Genomic DNA, 26176 nt, shown 5'->3' with positions numbered 1-26176 from the left:
AAGTAGGAATACATAACTTTTAGGAGATGAATGACAGATGAAAAAGAGTTTAGTAGCTGGAATCGCGTGCCTCTCATTATCATTATCCTCAGCCGCTCCATGGGCTGTTTTAGCAGCACCACACAAAACCGTTACGACAGACAATGGACAATCTACCTTGCAGCCATTAACCCATGATGTAGCGGTCATCGCCCATCGCGGCGCATCTGCATACGGACCGGAACACACACTGTCCGCCTACAAGCAAGCGATCAAAATGAAAGCTGATTACGTGGAATTCGATTTACAAATGACCAAGGACGGTCAATTGATTGCCATGCATGATGAAACACTGGAAAGAACGACCAATGCAAAGGAATTGTATCCGGACCGTGCTCCTTGGCGCGTTAAGGACTTTACGCTGGATGAGATTAAGCGTCTCGATGCCGGTTCGTGGTTTAACAAAGCCTTTCCTAACCTGGCAAAAAAAGAATACATCGGCCAGCATGTCCCTACCCTTGATGAAGCGATTCAATTTGTGAAAAAGCATGGGCATGGAAAAGTCGGCCTTTACATGGAAACAAAGGCACCAAATGTCTATCCGGGCATGGAAGAAAAATTGATTGAAATCTTGCAAAAAAACAAAGTGCTAGATAGCAAGAATCTAATTCTGGAATCATTCAGTGAAGACAGCCTGCGCAAGTTGAAAACATTGGCGCCAAATGTAAAGCTGATTCAACTTTATACGGGGGCGATGCTGAAGGGAAAAGATGTCTATCAGGAATTCAAACGAATCGCTGATTATGCCTCTGGAGTAGGTCCAAGCAAGGAACTCGTTGTGCCAAAATTCATGGAAGCGGCACACGAAAATAAACTGCTTGTCCATCCATGGACGGTTAATTCACAGGATGATTTGGCGTCACTACTTTCTCTTGGAGTGGATGGCGAGTTCACAAATAATCCGGATAAAATGGTTGAACTGGTCGATAAGCCGTTTATTTCACATGGAGTTGCGAGCGGAGATGTCACGGATTCATCAGCGATTCTTTGGGCACGGACAAACGGTAAAGCAAATGTTCAATTTGAAATCTCTACGGACAGCAGCTTTAAAAAGCCGTTTATCGTAAAAACTATTCATGCTGAGGCGGAGCATGATTATGCGGTAAAGGTTAAAATGGACGGTTTGAAGCCGGATACGAGGTATTATTACCGTGCGCATACGGTTTCTAGCAGCTATACCGTGAACGGATCCTTCAAAACGACACCGGCCAAGAACAGCTTAAAACCATTGACCATGGTCTGGGGCGGCGATACGGGTGGACAGGGTGAAATCCCGCCATATAACTCTTTTAAGGCGATGTCCGCTTTAAATCCAGACTTCTTCTTATTCAGCGGTGACACCATTTATGCTGATAACAAAACACCGGCTGTGCCAAATCCGCCATCAGAAACGGTACAGGAATTCTGGGCAAAATATAAGGAAAACCGCACGGATGCTGGGTTACGCGACCTTTTACAAAAAACAGCCACATATTCGATTTGGGATGATCATGAAGTAACCAACGATTTTTCGGGACCATCACAGCCATTGACACCGACTGGTTTGAGCGCATTCAAAGACTACTGGCCAATTTCGGAGGACCGCAGTATCGCGGACAAGCTTTACCACACCTATTCTTATGGGAATACCCTTGATATGATGATTCTGAACAACCGGGGATACCGCGATCCTAACACACAGGCGGATGTTGCGGGTAAAACAATGCTTGGTGACGAACAATTAGAATGGCTGAAGAAGCAGCTCCTTGAATCCGATGCAAAAATTAAGCTTGTCGCTACCTCCGTACCAATCTCCGTTCCAACTGGAAAGGCGAATGCCAGGGATGGCTGGGCAAATGGCAATCAATTAAACCCAAATGATCCGACTGGATATGAGAATGAGTTCAAAAAGATTTCTGATTTTATTGTGGAAAAAGGAATTAAGAATGTATTCTTTGTCACAACGGATGTCCACTTTGCCCAAGTGATTAAATATGATGCAAATCACGACGGTAAAACCGATTATCACGAGCTGATCAGCGGCCCAATCGGTGCGGTAAAAATCAATCCCGGCACACTGGACCCAACCTTTGGCCCGGAAAGTATGTATGCCGAAGGTAATTTCTTCAATTTTGGCGTGTTCAAAGTTGATCCGGCAACAAACAAGGCGACAGTGGAAATCCGCGATGAAAATGGAAAAATTCATTTCAGCCATGATTTCCAATTAGAAGATTAACCATTTCATTCCCTCCCACGCCTGGGGGGGAATTTTTCTATTTAAATTTCCCCAGTCCAAACTATTAAGATGCTTAAAGAGTAAAGATTTTTCGCAAATGAATAAAGACTTAAAGAAAAAAACAAGTAACACAGCAGAGTCCTATGTGACTAAAAATAAAGCAAAGAGAGTTTCAATTATAATAGTGCACCATCCCTTTGAAATAACGATAAATTTTTTCTAGTTTTTTCACTTGTTTTCCATTTGGGCTTTCCATGTTACCAAATTCAAAAAACTTTATATTTTTGATGCCTACAAAATGAAATAGGGCTTTTTTCATTAACATCTTATGGGCATTATTTAACCAGAGAAGCGGATAGTGGGTTGGTCCTTTCATGGTGGATATACATACAACGGATTTTCCCTTTAAAAGCCCTTCTGGAAATAGTCCCTTTTTATCCTGATAGGCGAAATTTGCAGCAAATAATTGATCAATATAACCCAGCAACATGGCTGGAGGTCTTCCCCACCAGATCGGATAAACAAAGATCATCTGGTCAGCCCACATAATTTGTTTTTGATATTTTTCAATTTGAGGATCTCGATACATATCACGTCTTCGTTTATGTTCATTAAACACAAGAAGTGGATTAAAATTCTCTTCATATAAATCAAGGACCTGTAACTCCTTAACGTTAGGATTTTCATTACATCCTTTGATAACTTTTTGTAAAAATGCATAGCACAAGCTTTGGTGATTAGGATGAGAATAAATAACCAGTGTTTTCATTACGCACCCCTTTATACTTATCATTTGACAACTAAATAATACCTCCCTTTTCATTTAGTTGTCAAATGATAATTGTTATTTGATAACAACTTTGTTATCTTGTCTGTAAGAGGTGAGCGTTATGGACAAAAAAACTCTTTTTTTTAAATGTGTGGCCTTTACAACTGCTGTTCATCGAGTGACACACGAATTAACAAAAAATGCAAAATCAGATTCGATTACACCCGTTCAATATAGCATTCTTGAGTATATAACGGTTAGTCAGCCTGTTTCACCAAGTGAGATTAGCGATTGCCAGCATATTTCCTTGCCAAATACAAGCCGTGAGTTAAAAAAATTAACAGAAAAAAATTTAATTGAAAAATTCAGTGACTCAGAAGATCGGCGCAAGCAATACATTTGCCTCTCTAATGAAGGGGAAAAAATAATGGAAAAGGCCTTTGCATCAATTGAAACGCGTTTTCTAAATCGCATCCAAAATACTTCGGAAAAAGATTTAGAAGACATAAACCGCGCACTGGATATTCTGAAAGAAAAATTATTTTATTAATCTATTCGACAAAAATCGAGTGATGCCAGGCATCACTCGATTTTTGTCGAATTTAAATTTTTCTTAAGATGGCACGGACCGGACTTCCGTCGCCTTCTACTAATGGAAGGGGGAGCGCGGCTAGTTCGTATTCTCCCGGTCCGATTTGGTCTAGGACCAATCCTTCGAGGATATGGATCCCGTGGCGGGTTAGTTCGTGGTGGGCGGCGAGTTCTTTGCTGTCAATCGGGTCGACGGAAGGTAAATCGAGCCCAAGGAGACGGACGCCGCACCCTGCTAAATAGGAAGCCAGTTCTGGTTTGATCTCTGGAATCGCGCTCGGGAACTGCTGCCGGTCTTCCCAGGAATCAGTCCGGATGATTAGGCGAGTTACTCCGTCAAGATTGTAACCGGATAGTTCCTTGATTCCAATTGATGACGGTTTTAGCAGATGAATCACCCTTGCAGAGCCAATATATAGATTCACATCGAGATCGATGACTTTTTTTCCGTTGTTATCAAAATGAAACGGGGCATCAATATGGGTGCCGGTGTGGGTACTCATATTGATTTGCCCGACATTGACCGAACCGCTTTGTTCTTTACTCCAATTGACTTTATAAGTAAAAGGCGTGTCCCCCGGCCAGACAGCAATTTGGTTGTCTAGCGGTTGTGAGATATCAATCCATGGGTTCATAGGAATGTCCTCCTTTTTATGTAGAAATTCCTTTAGTTGGCGACAGTTTCTACTATTTTTACGTAAAAAGTGTCTCCTAGATGCGCCATTGGAGACACTTCCTACTGTTATTTCTTCAAAAGTGTCTTCTATAAGCGGCCACGCTCGCCCAAGACCTACAACTTTGTCCGCAAGCTCAACAACTCAGGGAAAAACTGCTGATCCAACACTCTTTTTAAATAGGTAACACCCGACGAACCGCCCGTCCCCATTTTATGCCCAATAATTCTTTCCACTGTCGTCATATGATTAAAACGCCAAAGCTGCTGCTGATTGCCGATATCCACCAGCTTTTCCGCTAACTCATACAAATCCCAATATTGGTCCGGGTTACGATACACAGTCAACCAAGCTGCTTCAACACTCGCATTCAGTTCATAGTTTTGTGACAAATCGCGGTTCAGCGCTTTTTCATCAACCGATAATCCATTCGCCACAAGTGCGGAAATCGACGCATCATAAATGCTCGGCTCATTCAAGGCCTCCACCATCAACGGATACAACTCTGGCTGATGTTGATAGACTGCAAGAGTGCGAGCATTCTTGTTTCCTAGCGCAAACTCAATCAAGCGATTCTGATAGGACTGGAATCCTGAAGAATGCCCCAATTTATCACGGAATTGCATATACTCGGACGGCGTTAGTGTTGAAAGAACACTCCACGACTGAATCAGCTGCTGCTGAATCCGGGAAACACGGGATAGCATTTTAAACGACGGCTCCAAATCATTGCGGCGGATGCAGGCGATGGCCTCATTCAACTCATGCAATATCAGCTTCATCCACAGCTCACTTGTCTGATGAATGATGATAAACAGCATTTCATCGTGGTGATCCGAAAGCCGGTGCTGGCTCGATAAAATTTGATCAAGATGAAGATAGTCGCCATAGGACATATCTTTTTTAAAGTCTAATTGAATACCTTTTTCTAAGTTTTTATTCTCTAAGTTTGTCATTTTGTAGACCTCCTAAACTTTCTATTAATCTTCCACCACAAAGTCCTGCTGGGAAGTTGCATCCACTCTCTTTTTATGAAAAAAGAAATACACAACCGTTAAAAATACGAGCCACGGAATGCCAAACTGAAGCAAAATTTTAAAAGGCGTAAACCAAGTGGTAATCATCAAACTCACTAACAGAACCGCCCCAAGAATAGTTAAGTAAGGAAACCCTATCATCCTCACTGGCAACTTACGGCCGCCTGATTTTTCCCACATTTTTCGAAAAAATAAATGCGAAACAAAGATCATTAACCAAGTAAACATCGCACCAAACATGGAGATCCCCATCATGAAGGCGTATGAAGTTCCCGGAAACAAGGCGCTGACTACTGCCGCCACAATAATTCCAACAGCGGAAATCGCAAGAGCAGATGATGGAACACCTCTTTTATTGACCTTTCCAAAAACGGCTGGAGCAAAATTTGACTGTGACAATGAAAATACCATTCTTGTTGATGCATACAGCTGACTGTTCATGGCTGATAAAGCGGCGGTTAAAATAATAAAGTTCATGATTCCGGATGCACCAGGGATGTTCAAAATTTCCATTACTTTTACAAATGGACTTTTATCGATGCCTGCATTTTTCCACGGAACAATCATCAACATGATAGCCAGAGTTAAGACGTAAAAAGTAGAAAGACGGAAAACGGTGGCCTTCAAGGCTTTTGGTACTGCAACATCGGGATCCTTCGCTTCGCCTGCGGTCACAGCAATCAGTTCCGTTCCTAAAAAGCTAAACAATGAAATGAAGATGGCAACCCAGACTCCCTTAAAACCAAACGGAAGAAATCCCCCGGCATTGGTGAAATTTTCAGAGCCAATTTTTGCAGCGCCTGAGTTTCCAAATAAAACATAAGCTCCTAGTAAAATAAAACCAATAATTGCGCTGATTTTGATCATTGAAAACCAGTATTCAAAGGTGGCAAAGGTGTTAACACTCGTAGCGTTTACATAAATAAGTACGGCTCCAAACAGCAAAATCCAGACGATGCCCGGGACGGTTGGGAACCAGTATTTCATATATACGGCAATCGCGCTGACTTCGACGCCGACTGCGAGTACGTTGGCAATCCAATACGAATAACGGACGAGATACCCTGCCATCGGGTGGATATATTTTTCAGCGATTAGTCCAAACGAGCCTGAGGTTGGGTGGGCAACGGTCATTTCCGCCAAACAGCCCATGAGCAAGAGGACAATAAACGCTCCAACTGCATAGCTAATTAGTACACCAGGTCCTGCAGTACTTATTGCAAGACCGCTTCCAAGGAACAATCCTGTTCCAATGGCACACCCCATCGCAATCATCGTCAACTGCCGGGTTTTTAACTCCCGCTTTAATCCTTTTTCCATCTTATTCTCCATACGTCCCCGCCTTTCCTTTGTTTGAATTTATTTATAAAGTATAAAATTTCACTTAATTATTGTTTATCCGCGGATTTTTGGGTTTTATCCGCGAATAGAACCCTTTTTTCCGCAAATCCGCCTACGCCACAATTTCCCGCTCATTCGCAAACTTCTCATATTGCTTTTCAACCATAATTTTTTTCAAAATCTGAACAACGTTCCAAACATCTTCATAGGAAGTATACAGAGCAATCGGTGCAAGGCGGATCACGTTCGGTGCACGGAAATCCGGAATAACGCCGTTTTCTTTTAAAGACTTACAAATTCGTGCCGCTTCCGGATGCTCAAGGCAAACATGGCCGCCCCGTCGCGCATCCTCACGCAGATTGCCGATTTCAAACCCGAGACCGGCCAACTCTACTTCGATCAATTCCATAAAATACTGATTAATCTCAAGCGATTTTTTGCGAATATTTTCAATTCCCGCTTCCTTAAAAATTTCCAGGGAGCCAAGCAGCGGCGCCATGCTCAACACATGCGGCGTGCCAATTTGATAAGCACCCGCAGTTTCCGCAGGCGTAAAAGTATGCTCGAGGTCAAACTGCTTATCCTTTCGAGAACCAAACCAGCCGGCCAACCCAGGGTCCGCTCCAAAATGTTTGCGGTTCACATACAAGCCGCCGACACTTCCCGGACCGCCGTTTAAATATTTGTAATTGCACCAATAAGCAAAATCGATATCCCATTCACTAAATGAATGCGGAATTGCCCCAACAGAATGACAGCCGTCAAAACCAATTAAAATCCCGCGTTTATGTGCTTCTTCTGCTAATCTCTTCATATCAAGGATTTGCCCGCTGCGATACTGAACGGTTGGAAGGACGACTAAAGCTACCTCATCGGTCATGGCTTCGATAATATCTTCTTCTTCAATCACGCGGCCGTCTCGGCTTTTCACGCGAATTAAATGCTCTTCCGGATCATATCCGTGGATACGAAGCTGGCTTTTAAGCGCATAGATATCCGTTGGAAAATTGAGCTCATCGGCCACGATTTTTGTCCGATTTCCCTGCGGCTGATAAAAAGTAGCCACAAGTTGATGAAGGTTGACCGTCGTGGAACCGGTTACAATTACTTCCTCAGTTGAAGCGCCTACTAATGGTGCCAACAATTCTGCTAATCTCTCAGAAAGGTCGAACCATGGATGATTCCCCTGTGTCCAGCCGTCAATTCCATGTTCCTTCCAATCTTCAAGCGTTTCGAGGAGAGTCCGCTCTGCCCGCTTTGAAATCAAGCCCAACGAGTTTCCGTCCATATAAATCGAACCCGGCCTTAGATAAAATTCCTCGCGAAACCTTCTAAGCTCGTCCGCGTTGTCCAGCTTTTTTGCATATTCTAACGATGATTGTATCATTATGATAACCCCCTTCTTTATTGCTTGAGGAAACTATACCAATAAATATGACATGATGTCAATATTATTTTCAGAAAATTATTAATGTTGTAACCGCTATTATTTTTAGATATTCTTTATAGTAGAGAGTACAGGAGGAAACGGAAAATGAATGAGAAACTTGATGTGGTTGACAAACGCCATTTACGTTCCATTAAAACAAAGCAAAAGCTGCTGGAAGCGGCTAGGGAAGTGTTTCTCGAGGAAGGATTTCAAAAGGCAACCATTTCACAGATGATTAAGAAAGCCGGAATTGGATACGGCACTGCCTATGTCCATTTTGAGGGCAAAGAGGAAATTTTGATGGTGTTGATGGACGATGTCATGGAAAAATTTTATGAAATTGCCGAAGTGTCGTTTTTTCCAAAAACAAAAGAGGAAGCCCGTGAAATCATCCTTTCGCAGGCTACGGCCTTTTTAAAAATGGCTGAAACCGAGCGGAGCATGATGCAATTGTTTGAGCAGGCCATGGGGATTTCCCCTTCAATTTCAACCAAATGGAAAGCCATCCGCGAAAAATTCATTCAACGGATTTCCAAGGATATCGTATTCGCCCAAGCGCATGGACTGGCAAGAGCCGAACTAAACCACGGACTTGTCGCCAAAGGCTGGTTCTTCACCAACGAAATGTACCTATGGGAAATCGTCCGTAACGAACACCAAGGTACCGTTGAGGAAATCGCTGAGACCATGACCGCTGTCTATACAGAAGGACTTTATATTTAAGGATTCGACAAAATTAGGGTGGTGAAAGTGTACCACCCTTTTTTGTCTGTCCACTCCAAATAGACAAAATGCCCCATTTGTCCACGAAGGGTGACAGGCACCATCCACTATCCCTGTAATAATTTGTTCAAACCTTTTTTACAACTTTGTGAAACAGTGAGCAAACGACTCTTATTTCAAGATATACGGATTATAATATAAGTGTAATCAAGTTAATAATACTTTTTCAAAAAGGGGTCCTTTATATGTTTAGCAAATTTTTAAGGGAGAACAAAGTTGCTGCTGCCGTTCTTACAGTCATTCGGTTATACCTAGGTTATGAATGGATGATGGCCGGTCTTCACAAACTTACAGGCGGATTTGATGCGACTGGATTCCTAAAAGGTGCAATTGCCAACCCCGTCAAGGGGCCGGATGGAAGCATCGTTTACGCCACATATGTTAGTTTTTTAAAACATTTTGCACTACCGAATGCGGATATTTTCAGCACAATTATTCCTGTAGGTGAATTCCTTGTCGGCTTAGGATTAATTCTTGGTTGTTTAACAACTGCTGCTGTGTTCTTTGCCTTAGTCATGAACTTTGCTTTCGTGATGGCTGGTACCGTATCTAGCAATCCATTGTATATTCTTTTAGGTGTCATCATCATCGCCGCCGGCAATAACGCAGGCCGCTTCGGTCTAGATTGCTGGGTGGTACCTTTTATTCGCAGAACAACTGAAAAAGGAAACAAGGCGGTGAACCATACCGCTTAGTTGAAAAAATCGGGTGGAGACTAGGAACCACCCGATTTTTGTCGTACTATCTTTCATCTTTAGCCCAATCATATTTAAAAAACCACTTATAAAAAAACCTAGAAACATAAAACGATATCCACATGGTAATGAAGCTTAAGTACAAGTTCCATATTTTATAGTTAATATGCCGAGTATATTTGACTCCGATGATTTCTAATGTACAAAGAACGGAGCAAAAAGATAGAAAGTAAAGTGCTTTATTCCATATCTTCTTTTGAACAGGGTAATAAAGATTAAAAAACCTTCCAAGGGGGTGTTTTCACTATGTAAATTTCGACAAATTTCACGAAGTGACAGGCATCTGTCGAAAAATCCCCTATAATATTTCGTAAACCTAAATTCTATACTTCCCCACTAACACTACAGTATAATAAAACATGTAGATTTGGAGTGTTTTTCCAAAATTAGTGGGGAGACTACCTTTGAAGTCGATGCACAAAAATTATAGTAAGGGAGAGAGTTCAATGAATTTTGTTACTCTTAACAACGGTATAAAAATGCCGCAGCTTGGTTTCGGTGTTTGGCAGGTTGAAGACAGCCAAGCAACTGCTGCCGTAGCGAAGGCACTTGAAGTTGGTTATACATCTATCGATACAGCAATGATCTACAAAAATGAAGAAGGCGTTGGAAAAGCAATTAAAGCATCTTCCGTTCCGCGTGAAAACCTCTTTATTACCACAAAAGTATGGAACAGCGACCAAGGCTATGAAAACACACTGCGCGCTTTTGACGAAAGCCTTGTAAGATTAGGCCTTGATTACGTAGATCTATATTTAATTCATTGGCCAACTCCACAATTCGATCAATACGTTGATACATACAAAGCATTAGAAAAGCTCTATCATGATGGACGCGTCAAAGCCATCGGTGTTTGTAACTTTGAAATCGAACACTTAGAGCGACTTTTAAAGGAATGCGAAGTAAAACCTGTATTAAACCAAGTGGAATGTCATCCATTCCATGCCCAAACTGAATTAAAAGATTTTTGTGCAAAACATGATATTTTTGTGGAAGCGTGGAGCCCGCTTGAACAAGGCGGAGAAGTGCTAAAGGACGAAGTAATTCAAAAGATTGCGGAAGCGCATCGCAAAACTCCAGCTCAAGTCGTGCTTCGCTGGCATTTACAAAACAATACGATTGTTATTCCTAAATCCGTCACACCAGCAAGAATCGAAGAGAACTTTAACGTATTCGATTTCGAATTAACTGCAGATGAAATGCAGCAAATTCACCAGCTCAACCGCAACCGTCGTAAAGGTCCACATCCAAACGACTTTCATATGCAATAATTTTTCACTAAACTTAAAAGCCCATTCCAGCGAACCTGCTGAAATGGGCTTTTATTTTCCCGACAAAATTTGGGTGGTGCCAGGCACCGTCGAATTTTAATCTTTATGTATTGCAAAATAGAGCATTTCCGTTATGGCTGCCACCGCTCCTAAATGAGCATATTTTTCTTCCCAAAATTCTTCATCAAATTTTTGCATAAACAACTCTCCCTTTTTTGATTTCCATCCTTTCTATTCAATATCAACTAGAATGACAGATTCTATTCAATCACAGGCTAATTTTTTAAAAATTCATAAATCAATCCATATCTTACACAAAAGAAAGGCCCATCCCAGCCATTGGCTGAAATGAACCTTCCTGGTTTTTGGAGTGCGTCCATTCGCAATTCCCTTCAATTTTTTAACAACAAGGGAAGAAACTTGGACAGCAGCATGGGTTAGGCATCGGACAACAACATGGATTTGGCATCGGGCAACAATAATCTTGAAAATATGGAACCATACAGTATTGCGGCTGCATTTGCGGAGCTACAACCGGCATAACTGGTAGAATATTTGAAGGTAAAATATTCGGCGCTACATTCTGAGCAATGTTTGTAGGCATCACATTCACAGGTGCATTCGTCAAATTGGGCATTACATTCGAACTTCTATAAATCATATGTTCCATTTTCCTCTCTCCTCATCAAACTAAATTTAAATTCAACATAGTGTATGTGTCCAATAAAAGAGAGGAATAAACGCTTACCCTGTTCTTAAAAGACTGTTGCAGTCGGCAAAAACCCTACCTCCTATTTCTTCGTTATCCCGCTCACATCGATAAAGGGAGTTGCGCCACCAGTCACACTTGGCAGCTTTCCATCCCATTTTTCGAGGGCTTTTTCTTGGACTTCAATTTGTTTTAGTTGGATGAGTTCCGGGGTAACTTCAAGTTTTTTCAATTTTAAGGCTTGGGCTTCTGCTTCCGCTTGCGTGATTTGCTGCTGGGCTTCGATTTTGACCCGGTCTAAATCCCGTTTTGCCTTTAATGCGTTCTGTTCGGCCGTTTGTTTGGATTCAATGGCTTTATTAAATTCCTCGCTAAACGCAAATTCTTTAATATTGATATCTTCTAGTTCCATATAATATTTCGATAATTTTTTGCTAAGCATATCCTTTACTTCAGCTGAAACTTCTGGGCGTTTGGAAATCAGCTCTTCCGCTGTGTACCGCGCCGTAATCGCTTTGAGCGACTCGGCAATCGCCGGGTCCACTATTCGGGAACGATAATCCATCCCGATTTGTTGGTACAGTTTATTGACAGCTTCAGGATCGACCGAGTAGTTTACCGCCACTTTGGTCGTGACCATCTGAAGATCCTTGGAAGCTGCTGATTGTGAACTTTCCTCTTTTTGTACGCGAACCTCAATCTGCTGAACCGTTTGAATAAACGGAATCCTAAAATGGAGTCCTTCTGATAAAACCGTCGGTTGGACCGCCCCAAATTGCAATAGAACTCCGCGATTACCCGATGGCACTGTTGTGAGGGATGAAAACACAAGAAACAAGACCACAATTGCCACAAGACCTCCTACTATCGACTTTCTATACTTCACTCTTTCGGCCCCCTCTTTTATTTGGTCATTAAAATAACCTATGAGTGTCTATTTAGATTTATGAGGGATTAGATATAAAATAACTAATTAAAGTATTGCCCCAATAACAATAGGACAACATTTTAACCTCCTCCACTTTCCTAAATGACCAAAAATAGATTATACTGGACTAACTACCTTATTTAAAAAAGGAGGATGTACCTATGACTGAAAACAATCAAACGGAAGCTCCCAAAAAGAAGATTAGCCTCCAAGAGGCCATGAAACAGCAGCTTGAAAACAAAAAGAATCAGAACTCCGCTGGTAAAGGAAAAACAACTGGCGACCTTTCTACAAAAAAAATGAAAAGCCAACAAACGAAAAAAACTAGCAATACCCGTAGAAAAATGGGCGTGTAGTGAAATGAACGGACAAAACCGCAAAGACGTTTTACCGGGAATGATGGTTGATATCGTATTAAAAGCAGATCAAAGAACAGGAAAACGAACTAGAGGCATTGTAAAAGATATCCTCACCAAATCTGCCACCCATCCCCATGGAATCAAAGTAAGACTGACAAACGGACAAATTGGACGAGTCCAAGCAATCCATAATACATAAAAAGCATTCAGGGCAAGTACCCAGAATGTTTTTTTATTTCCGACAAAAATCGAGCGGTGCCTGTCACCACCACAAGAAAAAGTGACCTTCAAGGACACTTTTTCTTTTTCCAGGCTTTTTCTCCTTCCAATACGACTTTAAAGACAGGCACCATACTCCCTTTACATTGCCTTAATATTGTCAAAGTTTAGTGAGTTATCCGTTCATTTCTGCTGATACAATGAAGGTAAGGAAGAGGAATTTTGATTAACTGGGAGGATGAAGAAGATGTTAACAATTTGCTCAAGAATTGTGGTTCCGTATGATCATTCTGAATTAAGTAAGAGAGCGTTGGAAACAGCCATTACACTGGCCAAGCAAGATGAAAGAATCGAAGTGAATGTTGTCACCGTTGTGAATACACAAACGACCATCTATAACTACGTCAATTTTGACACTGACCCTGTGCGTCAAGCACAGCTGGCTGAAGCCAAAGAAATGCTCAATGAGGTAAAAGAAAAGATGTCCGGCCTTCCAAACAAAGTAAGAACCATTATTATTGAAGGAAGCCCCGCCATGTCGATTGTCGATTTCATCGTAGAAGAAAATGCCGATCTTGTTGTAATGGGAAGCCGTGGATTGAGTGGATTAAAAGAACTATTCTTGGGCAGCGTCAGCCATTATGTTGTTCAAAAATCTCCATGCCCAGTGTACATCGTTAAATAACAGCTATCCTGCCCCCATTTCTGTTTAAAAAACATGAATCTTGGCGATGCTAATCGAATAAACAGATTACAAATTGAAGTGGGGAATGGAGAAAATGAGCAGAGATTTATCCAGTATTTATCATGAACTAACGGTTATGAAAACACTAGATTTAGAGGAATGTAACCGGGAACTAACCAAAAATCATTCCGAAATTGTAAAAAAGGCACTTATGGTTTATAAAACGGAACTTCTAGAGTGTTTAAAAATGTATGATCACTATTTGAATAGATTATAGAATGACGGGGCCTTGGTAAAAGGCCCCTATTTTAAACTTTTCGCGGAACTCAGAAGGTTCCTTTAGCTTTCCAGGAGGAGTTACGTTTTACCCGAACTCTATTTAAATAGTTGTTAAAATACAGTAAAATATTCGTGGCAAAATTCACAGGAAGCACTACTTTTTCCCTATAAATTAATCCTATAACTAGATTGCCATCTAAACATATAAAACTATTCCCTTTTATACGAGAATCACCCTTTGTTTCTGACAGCGGAGGGTGATCTTTTTTCTAAGCAAAAATAGGAATGACCAAATGGTAAAAAATTGAGTCATCTTGCAGCTTTTACTATCACTTACCACTTTATAAAAAATCAAGTAAATAGAAAATACCACTCTAACTATAATCTTTCATATTCATTTCCAAAAAATTTGTAAATACATTGAGCCTCCGACTATTTTACTATATATTGTAATTAGATATTCGAAATAATTAATTTCTATTTTGTAAAACTGATACTGCTTCTAATAACTATTTTATACCTTGTATATACAATAATTTTTGAGATTTTGCTAGCTAGAGGGGGATTAGAATGGAGGTTTTTGTCGCAAGGCAGCCAATATTCACAAAAAAAAAGGAAATTTTTGCATACGAGCTTCTTTATAGAAACAACCAAGAGAATACTTATCCTGATATAAACGGTGATGTGGCTACAACAGATGTAATTATTAATAGTTTTATAAATATAGGAATTGAAGAACTTTCAAAGGGTAAACCATGTTTTATTAATTTTACTGAAGGACTGCTACAACAAAGGGTACCTACCTTTTTCAATCCTAACGAAATTGTAGTTGAAATATTGGAAACAGTTGAGATAAATCCAGAATTATTAGAAATATGCAAAGAATTAAAAAACAAGGGATACCAAATTGCACTTGATGATTTTATTTTACAAAAAGATAACCCATATTTTCTTTCCTTATTAGAATATGCCGATATAATTAAGGTTGATTTTAGAATTACTTCTATGCAAGCGAGAAAAGTAATAGAAGTACTTTCAAAAAATTACAATATTAAATTGCTCGCTGAAAAAATCGAAACAAAAGAGGAATTCGATTCGGCAATTAAAAATGGCTATGAATATTTTCAAGGTTATTTTTTTTCCAAACCCGTCATTCTTTCTACTCGTGATGTACCTGAGAATATCCAAAATTGTCTGATCATCATTAACCATTTATCATCCGATGAACCAGACCTTAATTTTATTACACAATTAATTGAGCAAGACTTATCTTTATCGTATAAGCTCCTTAAACTTATTAACTCACCAGCCTATCGTGCAAAAAGCAAAATAAACTCAATAAGACAAGCGATTATCCGCCTTGGTATGAATGAGCTAAAAAAATGGCTCTATATACTTTCAATCAGGGGGAATGTTGCCGGAAAAAGCGAATGGTCTTTGGAAATACTTAACAATAGCCTTACAAGAGCAAAAATGTGTGAGCTTGTTGCATTACATAAAAATAAACGAAAAGAATCATCTTCGTATTTCCTAACTGGAATGTTTTCTTTAATGGATGTGTTGTTAGGTATGGAAATGGAAGAGGTATTAAATTTAATGCCCCTCCATGAAGATATCTGTGAAGCATTAAATGGTAATCCTAATCAGATGAAAGATATACTTGATTTAGTGATCTCCATTGAAAAAGGTGTTTGGGAAGATGTGGACTTCTGGTGTACAAAATTGCAAATTGATGTTTATAATGCTATACGTTCCTATCAAGACGCTTTTAAATGGGCGAGTCAGTTAAAGATATAATAGAATAAAAACTTTTAGTTAATTTCTGCGAAATAATGTAGACTCTGAAGATCTCCTTTTAAAAATGTATGATAAGCAAAATAGAACCTTGTCCTTATAAACAGACAAGGTTCTTTCTATTTAAAACTTCTGATTCTGATGCCACTCCCACGCTGTGGCAATGATTTGCTCCAAGTTCCGTTCTGCTTTCCAGCCAAGTTCACCAAAGATTTTTTCCGAGGAAGCTACGAGTCTTGCCGGGTCTCCTGCACGACGGTCTGCCATTTCAACATTTGCCTTCAAGCCGGTCACTTTTTCACAGGTTTCAATCACTTCTTTAACCGAATAACCAAGTCCATTCCCAAGATTATAAACCTCTGCCGATTTCTTTCCGGTTAAAAGTGCTTCAAGCGCACGAATATGTGCATTGGCCAAATCTGTTACATGGATATAATCACGGATACAAGTGCCGTCATGGGTATCATAGTCAGACCCGAACACTGCTACCTTTTCCCGAGTTCCTAATAACTGCTGGAGAACAATCGGAATTAAGTGAGTTTCCGGGTTATGGCTTTCACCGATTTCTCCTGACCCATGTGCTCCTGCCGCATTAAAGTAACGAAGGACCACATAGTTCAGGCCGTATGCATTTCTAAAATCAGCAAGAATTTGCTCAATCATTAATTTCGAACGGCCGTACGGATTAATTGGCGAGGTCACCGTAGTCTCATCTATAATCTCCACATCTGGTATACCGTATGTTGCTGCTGTGGAAGAAAAAATAAAGTTTTTCACCTTATACTTCATCATTGTTTGCAACAATGTCAATGTAGCCGCCACATTATTTTGATAATATTTCGCTGGCTCAACCACTGACTCGCCCACTAAGCTATAGGCAGCAAAATGCATAACCGCCTTGATTGGATAGCTTGAAAAAATCATTTCCAAATCTTCTTTATCACCAAGGTCGCCTTTTACAAAAACCGCCCGTTGGTCCACTGCCTCCCGATGTCCAGTCGACAAATTATCAAGCACAATCACTTCTTCAGTTTCTACCAGTTCCTTCACAAGATGGCTGCCAATATATCCTGCCCCACCAACAACAAGTATCATATTCTTTTCTCCTTTTCTAAAACTTACTACTCAATAAAGAAGCCTCTTCTAAAGTATAACAGTTATTTAATAGGGTAATCTAATGAACTCATCTATAAAACATTGGTCTGGCAGTTTGTTTTAGTATTAAAATTTATGAGTTAAAAAATAATCATACGTATTTTTTGCCAATAATAAAAAGGTAACAATAATAAAAAGGGTACGGACGTACCCACTTCCCCGTTTAATCGCAAATTTCGAACCATAAATAGAACCAGCTATTTGTGCCAAGCCCATAGGAATCCCATAGGCATAATGAACTTGTCCTAGATAAATGAACATGATGAGGGCAGCTATATTACTTCCGAAGTTTAAAAACTTGGCATTCCCTGCAGCTTTTAAAAAATCGAAGCCAATCATTAAAAACGCAAACATTAAGAATGAACCTGTTCCTGGCCCTAAAAACCCGTCATAAAAACCAATTGCAAAAATGGAAATTGCAAAAATAATGTAGTGGTAGGTAGATAATTTCTTGTAAGTGGAAATACTGCCCCAATCTTTTTTAAAAATAGTATAAATCGCAACTGACGCAAGCATAACCAGCATAAGAGGCTTTAGCAGCGTTGGATCCATTAAATGGACGGTCCACGCCCCAATCATTGAGCCGAAAAACGTAAGTGGAAACAACTTATAAACCGATTTTAACTGGATCTCACCTGAACGATAAAACATAATCGTACTTGTTAAAGAACCAATCGACCCAGCTAATTTATTCGTTGCAACTGCTGCCGCCGGCGTTAGACCCGTAAACAACAAAGCAGGTAATGCAATTAGACCGCCCCCACCGACAACCGAATCAATAAAAGCAGCTAAAAAGCCAAATACAATTAAAAGAATCAATACCGATAAATCTAAATCAAATGGCATCTAATCACCCTTTTTCTTAGTAACTATGGAAATGTTATTTTCTTGAAAAATCAATATCAATTGACTATACATATAAAGTAGAGATACTAATACTCAAAAATTTGAAAATAAGTCTTTTATAATCATTTAAATTCACCTTAAATAATGTACCATAATATTAAGAACCTTTTAAATAATTTATCGCTCTAAGTTCTTCCATTGTTTCTTGAAACCTTCCCCATTTGGTTTAACTCCAAAATTGCTTTTACGATATTGGGCTGATAAACTAAATTCAGCAAATTGGAAAAAAGGAGCTTTTCTTTATGATTAATAAAATTGGTAAAGTAACCGTATATGTAAAAGATCAAGAAGAGGCAAAAGATTTTTGGATCAATAAGGTTGGTTTTGTTTTAAAAATGGAGCAGCCGATGGGACCAGACTTCTCCTGGATTGAAGTCGGACCAAGCGAAGATGAATTTACCACTTTAGTTCTCTATGCGAAGGAAGCGATGGAGCAACATGACCCATCAAAAGTCTCCCACCCATCGATTCTTTTTAGCACAACCACCATTGAATCCGCCTATGAAAAAATGAAACAAAACGGTGTCAAAGTAGACGAAATGATGCGGATGCCGTTTGGTACCATGTTCTCTTTCAAAGACCAGGACGGAAATGATTATTTGTTGAGAGAAGATAAATAGGCTAACGCAAAAAGGAGAAGTGCAGATGACACTTCTCCTTTTTATTGGATGGTTGAAGGTGTAAGACGTTTGCCGGACACCTTAATCCTCTACCAGCAACTTTTGCTACCAATGAAACGATGAATCCACTTTCAGCAAATTACCGGCCATATCTCATTCTATCCAGCCGACACCCGGGCATAAGCCCCTCATACGACAAAATCTGGTAAAATAAAAAAGAGGGCTATAGAGCATCCTCAAAACTTGGTTAGGAGAGAAGATATGATTCAATATAAAGAGCTCCATCACGTTAGTTTATCGGTTTCGGATTTAGAAAGAGCGAAACATTTTTATAGCAAGATTTTATGTTTACCAGAGCTCCCTCGTCCCGATTTTGATTTTGAAGGGGCTTGGTATGGAATTGGGCAGCAACAGCTTCATCTAATTGTTCTCCCCGCTTCCCAAACAATTCGCCCCCAAAAATACTTGAGCAGCCGGGAAGGCCATTTTGCTTTAAGAGTGGAAAACTTCAAAGATACCATAAACTGGTTGAAGGAAAATAGCGTAGAAATTCTAGAAAAGCTAAACAGTAAAAGCGGTTTTGCACAAATATTCTGCGCCGACCCTGATGGTAACTTAATTGAACTGAATGTGGACCAGAAAGAGATCTAATCCAAAAGGGCGCCCAGCCCCATGTAATTTCGGGTGGCGTCCGGCATCTACTTAAAATATCCAAACCAATATAAATAGACGGAAAATAAGATAGGTAAAGAAAGGTCGCCAATGTGTTTACGATAAAAACATGTATAAGTTCACAAAATTTCCAAAAACTATAAAACTTTTTACCCTAATCATTACTTCTAATTATATAGTTTATAAAATGAAAAAAAAAAGAGGCAAGAGAACACCCTTGCCCCTTGATTCTATTAATCTCCCTTCTTTAGTAAGTAGGATCACTTCAATCCCACAATCAGCGGAGATTTGCGGAATCCTCTCGAGTCAGCGGAGCATTGGGTGAATCATTCCCAATCATGTTCCTGCCTGAAAAATCTTGATGAACATCCGGCCAACAAACCGACCATCCCGCCAAGTGCGCCGCCCGTTGCTGCTCCGGCAGAAAGCCCATCCTCCGTTTTCGTACCCGTCACATCGTTGATTGCAGGTACATCCTCTCGATTTTTTCCAATTACCGAAATATCTTCTGAGGCATACCCCTGTCGTTTGAGATCTTCAACCGCCCTAATCGCCTCATTCTCCGTATCATAAACCCCCACTAAATGCTTTTTATGTTCAAACATTAAAATCCCCTCCTTGCTGATTAATACTACCCGCATTATGCAAAAATGAAACATTCCAGGACCATATTCGACATAATACCCGGATAAACCATTCCATCAAGCGTTTGTTTAAAACCCCAAACCATATTGAAAACCGTACTCTATTTCTTTTCCAGGGAAATTTTTGTCGAGAAAAAGGATTTGCTTATCCACCAATCACCCGGCTTAGCAAATCGTGTAATCGTACTACAAACTTTGACCGGTTCCTCCAAATCTTTTCACCAATCAAACATTTGATTAAAGATCTTGCAAGCATTTTAAAGATAAGGAATTTCCCCCTTAAGGAAAGAAAAGGTTGTCGAAGGGTGTTTGTCGAAAGTTCCATTTTGATCCAATTCTATCAATTTCCGATAAACCAAAAGGCTAGTATGCCTTCTATTTTTTTGTTAAGTTAGAATTATCCAACTTTTTTAGGAGGGAACTTATTGAAAAAAGGTTTAAGTTTAACGACCGTCATGGTATTGGCTTTTCTTTTTATCGGGGGGTTCACGGTTTATCAAATCATGAAAAATGCAACAAAATATGATAAAAAATATAAAGTAGAAGCCACTGCGACCGTGAAAAAAGATGCAGCAAAAGAGAAGAAAGAACAGACCGGCTATATTGGCGGAGTTCAATACGACATCAATTTGGATAAAAGCAGTTCCCAAGAGGCTGTGATTGAGGTCATGCACAAGATGACACACCAAAAGGTGAAGGCCAAAGAAAAATGGGGCGCCATCCCGATGATTCCGGATACCATTAATCAAGTCTATCAAATAGTGAACAACAGCAAATTCGAACTAAAGGATGATTTACTAAAAATTCTCGAGAAATGGAAAAAAGGAGACTTTGAAGAAATAGCCGATGACCATAACTACTTCTGGGAGCAACAAGGCGGCACCGTCGGCAAAGCCAATGGAACCATGACAAAAGCTGAAGAAGAAACCTTCATTCAAAACAACTTCGGCGATGAAGTGGCAAAACAAACGAGTACACAGCAATAATTAGTTTTCGGCAAAATTCGGGTGATGAAAGGGATCACCCGAATTTTGCCGAACTGATTCTAAAGAAACGGCCATGACAAATATCAAGATAGCAGTCATAACTACTAAACTCTTAAGCTTTTTATTTTTCCCTGTCATGTATTTTATTAGGAATTTAATAATTTATCTTATCATGCGATTAAGCCACCTATAATGTATTTAGAATGCGATAATTCCTATGCTGCCTCCTTTCTCTTCCTTCTAACTAAATAGGTTAAAAACAAAAAAATCAACGCTCCGCTCCCATCAATCAATACATCTTTAACCGAAGCCATTCTTCCCGGCATAAAGGATTGATGCCATTCATCGGTCATGGCATATAGGAACGCCACAAGCCATGCAAAACGATAACTGCCCATCACCTTATAAAGCAAGAAAGCCAGGATTCCAAATGCGGAAAGATGACTTGCCTTCCTTATGAGAAAATTCAGTTCATCGATTAATCCTCGTCCAACGTCTGCCATATTGTGCTCTTTTGTTACCACCTTATTTAACGCCTTAGCTGTATGTTCTCCAGTAAAATACGGAAGCTGAGTTACCATAAAGATGAGCAACATCCAGATGCTTGCTCCCAACACCCACCACTTCTGATTCCCTTTCACTTTGTCCCACTCCTATTTCATTAAAGTTTCCATATAACACCTTATTTTAACAGCCATGTATAAAACAGAAAAGGGATCAGTTTTCAATCATAATTTGTAAACTATTAGAAAATTCAATAGAATAAGAGAATAAAAATCAATACAGTCCGGGGGTTAGTATTTATGCATTTTGACGTAATCGTAATCGGAGCAGGATCGATGGGAATGGCAGCTGGTTATTTTTTATCAAAGAACGGAAAAAGAACCTTATTAATAGATTCCTTTAACCCTCCCCATGACAAGGGAAGTCATCACGGCGATACCAGAATCATTCGGCACGCGTACGGTGAAGGCGAGGAATACGTTCCATTGGCGCTTAAGGCACAAGAATTATGGAATGACTTAGAAAATATGACAGGGAAAAAATTGTTTCTCCAGACCGGAGTCCTGAACGTTGGTATGGAAAAAACAGATTTTATCCAGAACATCATCTCCAGTTCAAAAACCTATTCATTGCCACTTGATGTTTTAGATTGTAATGAAGTCAATAAACGTTGGCCTGGCATTACGCTTCCGAATGAGTATATCGGGTGCTTTGAACCAACATCCGGCGTGCTGAAATGCGAAGACTGTATTGCAGCATATCGAGAACTCGCTGAACAGCATGGCACTTCCATCTTATCGCATAGTAGGGTAAAAGAAATATCCGTTCATGACAATGGGGTGACGATCAAAACGGACCATCAAACTTTATACTCTGATGCATTAGTAGTTTCAGCAGGAGCTTGGTCCGGAAGCCTGCTTTCTATGTTGGGTCTAAATCTTCCACTTCAACCTACAAGAAAAACCTTTGCATGGTTTGATGCCAATGATGATTTTTTTCATCACAATGATTTTCCGGCCTTTTCATTTGAAACAGCTCAAGGTCTTTATTATGGCTTTCCGAGTATCCATGGTTCCGGATTAAAAGTTGGCCGTCATGACGGAGGAGAAAAAATAAATCCAGACGTTTCTATCCCTGGATTTGGTCAATTAGCAGAAGATGAGGCAGATCTTAAAGAATTTTTACATCACTACATACCTTCTATACAACACTTGAAGTACGGGAAAACCTGTATGTATACACTAACTCCAGATGAAGATTTTATTATCGATTTGCATCCTCACTATTCAAACGTCGCCATTGCTGCAGGATTCTCAGGACATGGCTTCAAATTTAGCAGCGTCGTGGGGAAGATTTTAAGTGAATTAATCATTTCAGGGAAGACGGAGCAAAATATTTCGTCTTTTTCCATCAAACGATTTAGTTAATCATTACAACGGGGGGCAGCTGATGCGGCTCCCTGTTTTTAGTTACATTTGTTGAAAAATTTTAAATTTTGTAGATAAGCTGCTGTTTTTTGTTGATAAAATCTAAGGTTTGTAGATAAGTTACGGATTTTTGTTAATAAAATGATTATTTTGTAAATATTTTTACTTTTCTCGATGTGGATATCCATTCGCATTGTTGATAAACCCGATTCTTTGTTGATATCTTGCGAAAACATGTTGATATAATTCAATTCCCTGTCGATATCGGCAGATAATATGTTGATAAAAGCAAATTGAGTGTGGATATTCCTCAAAAATAATGTTGATATCATAAAAAGGTCGATACCTCTCCCTTTCTGTTCACAAGCTAATAGTTCATCCTACCTGTATGGAAAATAATTCTATTTAACCTATATATCTCTCTATCAAAATGATATGATTACTCTATCACCAAGTTCTGACTTCAATTAAATATTAGGAGGGATTTGAATGAAAGATTCTGTCTATCTGATTCCCTACAAAATGATTGAGCAGTTGGAAACCGTGAACGAGATTCCACAAGGTGTTGAACTGATTCGGGCTCCCGAAATGTGGGCGCAATCAACAGGAAAAGGCATAACAGTGGCGTTACTGGATACTGGCTGTGATACCGGTCATCCAGATCTGAAAGACCGAATCGTTGGCGGACGAAATTTTACAAAAGATGATGGTGGAAATCCGGCTAGATTCAAGGATTACAACGGCCATGGTACACATGTGGCAGGCACCATTGCAGCCACCTTAAACAACGCAGGGGTAGTGGGCGTTGCACCGGATGCAAATCTTTTAATCCTAAAAGTCCTCGGAAAAGATGGCTCCGGGCAGTATGACTGGATTATTAACGCCATCCATTATGCCATCGAACAAAAGGTCGATATTATTTCGATGTCATTAGGCGGCCCGCAAGATGTAAAAGAACTGCATGATGCAATTAAGGAGGCCGTACTGAACCATCAAATCCTTGTCGTCTGTGCGGCAGGCAACGAAGGAGATGGAGATCCCTCCACAAATGAGTTTGCTTACCCTGGCAGCTACAATGAAGTGATTAGTGTCGGTGCTGTTGACTTAGATCGCCACTCCTCTTATTTTTCCAATTCAAACAATGAAGTCGATTTAGTCGCACCAGGTGAAAAAATTACTTCCACTTATCTTAATGGAAAATATGCAACATTAAGCGGAACTTCGATGGCTACTCCACATATTTCTGGAGCCCTTGCCTTATTAAAAGAACTATCCACAAGAGAATTCGAGCGCGAACTAACCGAACCCGAGTTGTATGCGCAATTGATAAAAAGAACGGTTCCTTTAGGATATTCTCCTAAAGCGGAAGGAAACGGGCTAATTTATTTAACATTGTTAGATTACCTTAAAAAAGTATATGAACAACAGGATACGAATGTCTTAATATAAAACTAAGTAACCCCTCTGATTCTTTTTTCAGAGGGGTTTTCCTATGTTTTAAATCTTCATCTCGTAAAAAACACCTGGACAAAATTGTCCAAGCGTTTTTGATAAATTTACGCGCCTTAGAGGATTCGAACCTCTGACCGTACGCTTAGAAGGCGTATGCTCTATCCAGCTGAGCTAAAGGCGCATGAATATATTTTTGGGAATTTCAGCTTACTAGTGTTGCCTTCTCCCTTTTTAAAAAAAATGGCTCCGCAGGTAGGACTCGAACCTACGACCGATCGGTTAACAGCCGATTGCTCTACCACTGAGCTACTGCGGAACAATAAATATTATGGTGAGTTATTTTGCTATCGCAAAAAACTATGGTGGGCCTAAATGGACTCGAACCATCGACCTCACGCTTATCAGGCGTGCGCTCTAACCAGCTGAGCTATAGGCCCTTAAAATGGAAAGTTATTTTCGCTAACGCGAAAAAACTATGGTGGAGGGGGACGGATTCGAACCGCCGAACCCTGAGGGAGCGGATTTACAGTCCGCCGCGTTTAGCCACTTCGCTACCCCTCCATTAAAAAAAGAGTGCATTAAATTTAAATGGTGGCTCAGGACGGAATCGAACCGCCGACACAAGGATTTTCAGTCCTTTGCTCTACCGACTGAGCTACTGAGCCGCATTTTACGAAAAATATGTATATGGCGGTCTGGACGGGACTCGAACCCGCGACCTCCTGCGTGACAGGCAGGCATTCTAACCAACTGAACTACCAGACCAATATTGCGGAGGCAGGATTTGAACCTGCGACCTTCGGGTTATGAGCCCGACGAGCTACCAGACTGCTCCACCCCGCGATAATAGAAAATATTAAGTTTGGATTATGCTCCAAGCCTAATAACCGCCCCGATTTCAAAAAGCTAATTCAAGATACGGCTCAATCGGTGCGCTGTGGATATTTCGAAAAAGCTTATTCGAACGTGCTCCACCCCGCGATAATAAAAATTCTGCCTAATCTAAAAATATATGGCGGAGGAAGAGGGATTCGAACCCCCGCGCGGTTTAACCCGCCTGTCGGTTTTCAAGACCGATCCCTTCAGCCGGACTTGGGTATTCCTCCATATAGATAGACAATAAGTGGAGTCTAGGGGGATCGAACCCCTGACCTCCTGCGTGCAAAGCAGGCGCTCTCCCAGCTGAGCTAAGACCCCAATATAATATTAAGAAGTTCTGGTCGGGAAGACAGGATTCGAACCTGCGACCCCTTGGTCCCAAACCAAGTGCTCTACCAAGCTGAGCTACTTCCCGTTATAATAATGGCGCGCCCGAAAGGAGTCGAACCCATAACCTTCTGATCCGTAGTCAGACGCTCTATCCAATTGAGCTACGGGCGCATTATTGAAAATTTATTTTGCTATCGCAAAAAGCTTAGTGAGCCATGAAGGACTCGAACCTTCGACCCTCTGATTAAAAGTCAGATGCTCTACCAACTGAGCTAATGGCTCAAAAAATATCTCTAGAAAAGCAATTAGTTTTTTGCTTAAAATCCCCTCAGGATTTCTCGCATGCTTCCGCTGATGTAATCCGATAAGTAAGAAGCATGGTGCCGGCTAGAGGACTTGAACCCCCAACCTACTGATTACAAGTCAGTTGCTCTACCAATTGAGCTAAACCGGCATAAGTATTGAAGATTAATTTCACTTTCGTGAAAAATTCATGGTGGAGGATGACGGGATCGAACCGCCGACCCTCTGCTTGTAAGGCAGATGCTCTCCCAGCTGAGCTAATCCTCCATTATAATGAAAGTTATGTTCACTTACGTAAAAAAACTTTGGTGACCCCTACGGGATTCGAACCCGTGTTACCGCCGTGAAAGGGCGGTGTCTTAACCGCTTGACCAAGGGGCCATTATTTAGCCTGGCAACGTCCTACTCTCACAGGGGCAAG

At 40.4% G+C, this 26176-nt stretch carries 25 protein-coding genes, 15 tRNA genes and 1 pseudogene; 15 read left to right on the top strand and 26 right to left on the bottom strand.

Annotation, left to right across the window (positions count from 1 at the left end; genetic code table 11):
* The first annotated feature begins 37 nt into the window (after positions 1 to 37).
* The gene (locus tag BIV60_RS14660; RefSeq protein ID WP_071356468.1) at positions 38 to 2254 is read left to right on the top strand and encodes a glycerophosphodiester phosphodiesterase family protein; all 2217 of its coding nucleotides are present in this window, start codon (positions 38 to 40) and stop codon (positions 2252 to 2254) included.
* A 172-nt stretch (positions 2255 to 2426) separates the two neighbouring features.
* Here BIV60_RS14660 and BIV60_RS14655 read toward each other — a convergent pair whose 3' ends face one another.
* Positions 2427 to 3023 (bottom strand): NAD(P)H-dependent oxidoreductase, encoded by a 597-nt coding sequence (locus BIV60_RS14655; protein WP_071356467.1) that lies wholly within the window; start codon positions 3021 to 3023, stop codon positions 2427 to 2429.
* Between the two features lie 121 nt (positions 3024 to 3144).
* Here BIV60_RS14655 and BIV60_RS14650 point away from each other — a divergent pair, with 121 nt between their 5' ends.
* Positions 3145 to 3573, top strand: a complete 429-nt coding sequence (locus tag BIV60_RS14650) for a MarR family winged helix-turn-helix transcriptional regulator (RefSeq protein WP_071356466.1) — start codon at positions 3145 to 3147, stop codon at positions 3571 to 3573.
* A gap of 52 nt (positions 3574 to 3625) precedes the next feature.
* Here BIV60_RS14650 and kynB read toward each other — a convergent pair whose 3' ends face one another.
* From kynB to kynU, 4 genes are all read right to left on the bottom strand, one after another.
* Entirely contained in the window at positions 3626 to 4249 is a 624-nt protein-coding gene (kynB, locus tag BIV60_RS14645) for an arylformamidase (protein WP_071356465.1), read from the bottom strand.
* A 155-nt stretch (positions 4250 to 4404) separates the two neighbouring features.
* Entirely contained in the window at positions 4405 to 5244 is an 840-nt protein-coding gene (gene kynA, locus BIV60_RS14640; RefSeq protein WP_071356464.1) for a tryptophan 2,3-dioxygenase, read from the bottom strand.
* A gap of 24 nt (positions 5245 to 5268) precedes the next feature.
* Positions 5269 to 6657: an amino acid permease gene (locus BIV60_RS14635; RefSeq protein WP_071356463.1), complete on the bottom strand. Its 1389-nt coding sequence runs from the start codon at positions 6655 to 6657 to the stop codon at positions 5269 to 5271.
* A gap of 121 nt (positions 6658 to 6778) precedes the next feature.
* The gene (gene kynU / locus BIV60_RS14630; RefSeq protein ID WP_071356462.1) at positions 6779 to 8053 is read right to left on the bottom strand and encodes a kynureninase; all 1275 of its coding nucleotides are present in this window, start codon (positions 8051 to 8053) and stop codon (positions 6779 to 6781) included.
* 147 nt (positions 8054 to 8200) lie between these two features.
* Here kynU and BIV60_RS14625 point away from each other — a divergent pair, with 147 nt between their 5' ends.
* A complete protein-coding gene (locus BIV60_RS14625; protein ID WP_071356461.1) occupies positions 8201 to 8818 on the top strand; it encodes a TetR/AcrR family transcriptional regulator in 618 nt (205 codons plus the stop codon).
* Positions 8819 to 9063: 245 nt separating this feature from the next.
* On the top strand, positions 9064 to 9573 hold the full coding sequence (locus BIV60_RS14620) for a DoxX family protein (RefSeq protein ID WP_071356460.1): 510 nt from the start codon (positions 9064 to 9066) through the stop codon (positions 9571 to 9573).
* Positions 9574 to 9619: 46 nt separating this feature from the next.
* Here the strand turns inward: BIV60_RS14620 and BIV60_RS30975 are convergent.
* Positions 9620 to 9844: pseudogene (locus BIV60_RS30975) on the bottom strand (CBO0543 family protein); the annotation flags it as partial.
* 235 nt (positions 9845 to 10079) lie between these two features.
* Here BIV60_RS30975 and BIV60_RS14615 point away from each other — a divergent pair.
* Positions 10080 to 10904 (top strand): aldo/keto reductase, encoded by an 825-nt coding sequence (locus BIV60_RS14615; protein ID WP_071356459.1) that lies wholly within the window; start codon positions 10080 to 10082, stop codon positions 10902 to 10904.
* A 791-nt stretch (positions 10905 to 11695) separates the two neighbouring features.
* Here the strand turns inward: BIV60_RS14615 and BIV60_RS14610 are convergent.
* Positions 11696 to 12499, bottom strand: coding sequence for a prohibitin family protein (locus BIV60_RS14610; RefSeq protein WP_083402260.1), 804 nt, complete (start codon positions 12497 to 12499; stop codon positions 11696 to 11698).
* A gap of 203 nt (positions 12500 to 12702) precedes the next feature.
* Here BIV60_RS14610 and BIV60_RS14605 point away from each other — a divergent pair, with 203 nt between their 5' ends.
* From BIV60_RS14605 to BIV60_RS14585, 5 genes are all read left to right on the top strand, one after another.
* Entirely contained in the window at positions 12703 to 12897 is a 195-nt protein-coding gene (locus BIV60_RS14605; protein WP_071356457.1) for a hypothetical protein, read from the top strand.
* Between the two features lie 4 nt (positions 12898 to 12901).
* The gene (locus BIV60_RS14600) at positions 12902 to 13099 is read left to right on the top strand and encodes a YwbE family protein (RefSeq protein WP_071356456.1); all 198 of its coding nucleotides are present in this window, start codon (positions 12902 to 12904) and stop codon (positions 13097 to 13099) included.
* A 267-nt stretch (positions 13100 to 13366) separates the two neighbouring features.
* Positions 13367 to 13804 carry a universal stress protein gene (locus BIV60_RS14595; RefSeq protein ID WP_071356455.1) on the top strand — a complete coding sequence of 146 codons (438 nt, stop codon included), beginning with the start codon at positions 13367 to 13369 and terminating at the stop codon, positions 13802 to 13804.
* 94 nt (positions 13805 to 13898) lie between these two features.
* Complete coding sequence (locus tag BIV60_RS14590) at positions 13899 to 14081, top strand: hypothetical protein (protein ID WP_071356454.1); 183 nt, start codon at positions 13899 to 13901, stop codon at positions 14079 to 14081.
* A gap of 572 nt (positions 14082 to 14653) precedes the next feature.
* Complete coding sequence (locus tag BIV60_RS14585) at positions 14654 to 15880, top strand: EAL and HDOD domain-containing protein (protein ID WP_071356453.1); 1227 nt, start codon at positions 14654 to 14656, stop codon at positions 15878 to 15880.
* Between the two features lie 120 nt (positions 15881 to 16000).
* On the opposite strand, the gene galE is transcribed toward BIV60_RS14585, so the two are convergent.
* Positions 16001 to 16972 (bottom strand): UDP-glucose 4-epimerase GalE, encoded by a 972-nt coding sequence (galE, locus tag BIV60_RS14580; protein WP_071356452.1) that lies wholly within the window; start codon positions 16970 to 16972, stop codon positions 16001 to 16003.
* 126 nt (positions 16973 to 17098) lie between these two features.
* Positions 17099 to 17878 (bottom strand): TSUP family transporter, encoded by a 780-nt coding sequence (locus BIV60_RS14575; protein ID WP_071356451.1) that lies wholly within the window; start codon positions 17876 to 17878, stop codon positions 17099 to 17101.
* Between the two features lie 302 nt (positions 17879 to 18180).
* Between BIV60_RS14575 and BIV60_RS14570 the strand changes: the two genes are divergently transcribed.
* Together BIV60_RS14570 and BIV60_RS14565 are read left to right on the top strand one after the other, a co-directional pair.
* Positions 18181 to 18558, top strand: coding sequence for a VOC family protein (locus tag BIV60_RS14570; protein ID WP_071356450.1), 378 nt, complete (start codon positions 18181 to 18183; stop codon positions 18556 to 18558).
* 261 nt (positions 18559 to 18819) lie between these two features.
* Positions 18820 to 19209, top strand: coding sequence for a VOC family protein (locus tag BIV60_RS14565; protein ID WP_071356449.1), 390 nt, complete (start codon positions 18820 to 18822; stop codon positions 19207 to 19209).
* 347 nt (positions 19210 to 19556) lie between these two features.
* On the opposite strand, the gene BIV60_RS14560 is transcribed toward BIV60_RS14565, so the two are convergent.
* Entirely contained in the window at positions 19557 to 19835 is a 279-nt protein-coding gene (locus tag BIV60_RS14560) for a general stress protein (RefSeq protein ID WP_083402259.1), read from the bottom strand.
* Between the two features lie 464 nt (positions 19836 to 20299).
* On the opposite strand from BIV60_RS14560, the gene BIV60_RS14555 reads away from it, so the two are divergent.
* Entirely contained in the window at positions 20300 to 20860 is a 561-nt protein-coding gene (locus BIV60_RS14555; protein WP_071356448.1) for a DUF6241 domain-containing protein, read from the top strand.
* Between the two features lie 215 nt (positions 20861 to 21075).
* Here BIV60_RS14555 and BIV60_RS14550 read toward each other — a convergent pair whose 3' ends face one another.
* Positions 21076 to 21501, bottom strand: coding sequence for a VanZ family protein (locus BIV60_RS14550; RefSeq protein WP_256218420.1), 426 nt, complete (start codon positions 21499 to 21501; stop codon positions 21076 to 21078).
* A 162-nt stretch (positions 21502 to 21663) separates the two neighbouring features.
* Between BIV60_RS14550 and solA the strand changes: the two genes are divergently transcribed.
* Both solA and BIV60_RS14540 read left to right on the top strand, forming a co-directional pair.
* Positions 21664 to 22791, top strand: a complete 1128-nt coding sequence (gene solA, locus BIV60_RS14545) for an N-methyl-L-tryptophan oxidase (RefSeq protein WP_071356447.1) — start codon at positions 21664 to 21666, stop codon at positions 22789 to 22791.
* Positions 22792 to 23280: 489 nt separating this feature from the next.
* A complete protein-coding gene (locus tag BIV60_RS14540) occupies positions 23281 to 24240 on the top strand; it encodes a S8 family peptidase (RefSeq protein WP_071356446.1) in 960 nt (319 codons plus the stop codon).
* Positions 24241 to 24350: 110 nt separating this feature from the next.
* Here the strand turns inward: BIV60_RS14540 and BIV60_RS14535 are convergent.
* The 15 genes from BIV60_RS14535 to BIV60_RS14465 all read right to left on the bottom strand — a co-directional run bounded on the left by BIV60_RS14535 (position 24351) and on the right by BIV60_RS14465 (position 26136).
* Positions 24351 to 24424: transfer RNA gene (locus BIV60_RS14535), tRNA-Arg, on the bottom strand.
* A 60-nt stretch (positions 24425 to 24484) separates the two neighbouring features.
* Positions 24485 to 24559: transfer RNA gene (locus BIV60_RS14530), tRNA-Asn, on the bottom strand.
* A 44-nt stretch (positions 24560 to 24603) separates the two neighbouring features.
* Positions 24604 to 24680, bottom strand: a tRNA-Ile gene (locus BIV60_RS14525).
* A gap of 39 nt (positions 24681 to 24719) precedes the next feature.
* A tRNA-Tyr gene (locus tag BIV60_RS14520) sits at positions 24720 to 24804 on the bottom strand.
* Between the two features lie 28 nt (positions 24805 to 24832).
* Positions 24833 to 24908: transfer RNA gene (locus BIV60_RS14515), tRNA-Phe, on the bottom strand.
* Positions 24909 to 24931: 23 nt separating this feature from the next.
* Positions 24932 to 25008, bottom strand: a tRNA-Asp gene (locus tag BIV60_RS14510).
* Between the two features lie 4 nt (positions 25009 to 25012).
* A tRNA-Met gene (locus BIV60_RS14505) sits at positions 25013 to 25086 on the bottom strand.
* Positions 25087 to 25256: 170 nt separating this feature from the next.
* Positions 25257 to 25349, bottom strand: a tRNA-Ser gene (locus tag BIV60_RS14500).
* An 18-nt stretch (positions 25350 to 25367) separates the two neighbouring features.
* Positions 25368 to 25440 (bottom strand) — tRNA-Ala (locus tag BIV60_RS14495).
* A gap of 20 nt (positions 25441 to 25460) precedes the next feature.
* A tRNA-Pro gene (locus tag BIV60_RS14490) sits at positions 25461 to 25537 on the bottom strand.
* Between the two features lie 9 nt (positions 25538 to 25546).
* Positions 25547 to 25623: transfer RNA gene (locus BIV60_RS14485), tRNA-Arg, on the bottom strand.
* Between the two features lie 38 nt (positions 25624 to 25661).
* Positions 25662 to 25734: transfer RNA gene (locus BIV60_RS14480), tRNA-Lys, on the bottom strand.
* Between the two features lie 96 nt (positions 25735 to 25830).
* A tRNA-Thr gene (locus BIV60_RS14475) sits at positions 25831 to 25906 on the bottom strand.
* 40 nt (positions 25907 to 25946) lie between these two features.
* Positions 25947 to 26022, bottom strand: a tRNA-Val gene (locus tag BIV60_RS14470).
* Positions 26023 to 26061: 39 nt separating this feature from the next.
* Positions 26062 to 26136, bottom strand: a tRNA-Glu gene (locus BIV60_RS14465).
* Positions 26137 to 26176 lie beyond the last annotated feature (40 nt).

This window comes from Bacillus sp. MUM 116 (genome assembly GCF_001866655.1).
GTDB lineage: Bacteria > Bacillota > Bacilli > Bacillales > Cytobacillaceae > Neobacillus.
Note: the sequence above shows the minus strand (reverse complement) of the source record. Positions and strands in the feature narration are given on the sequence as shown.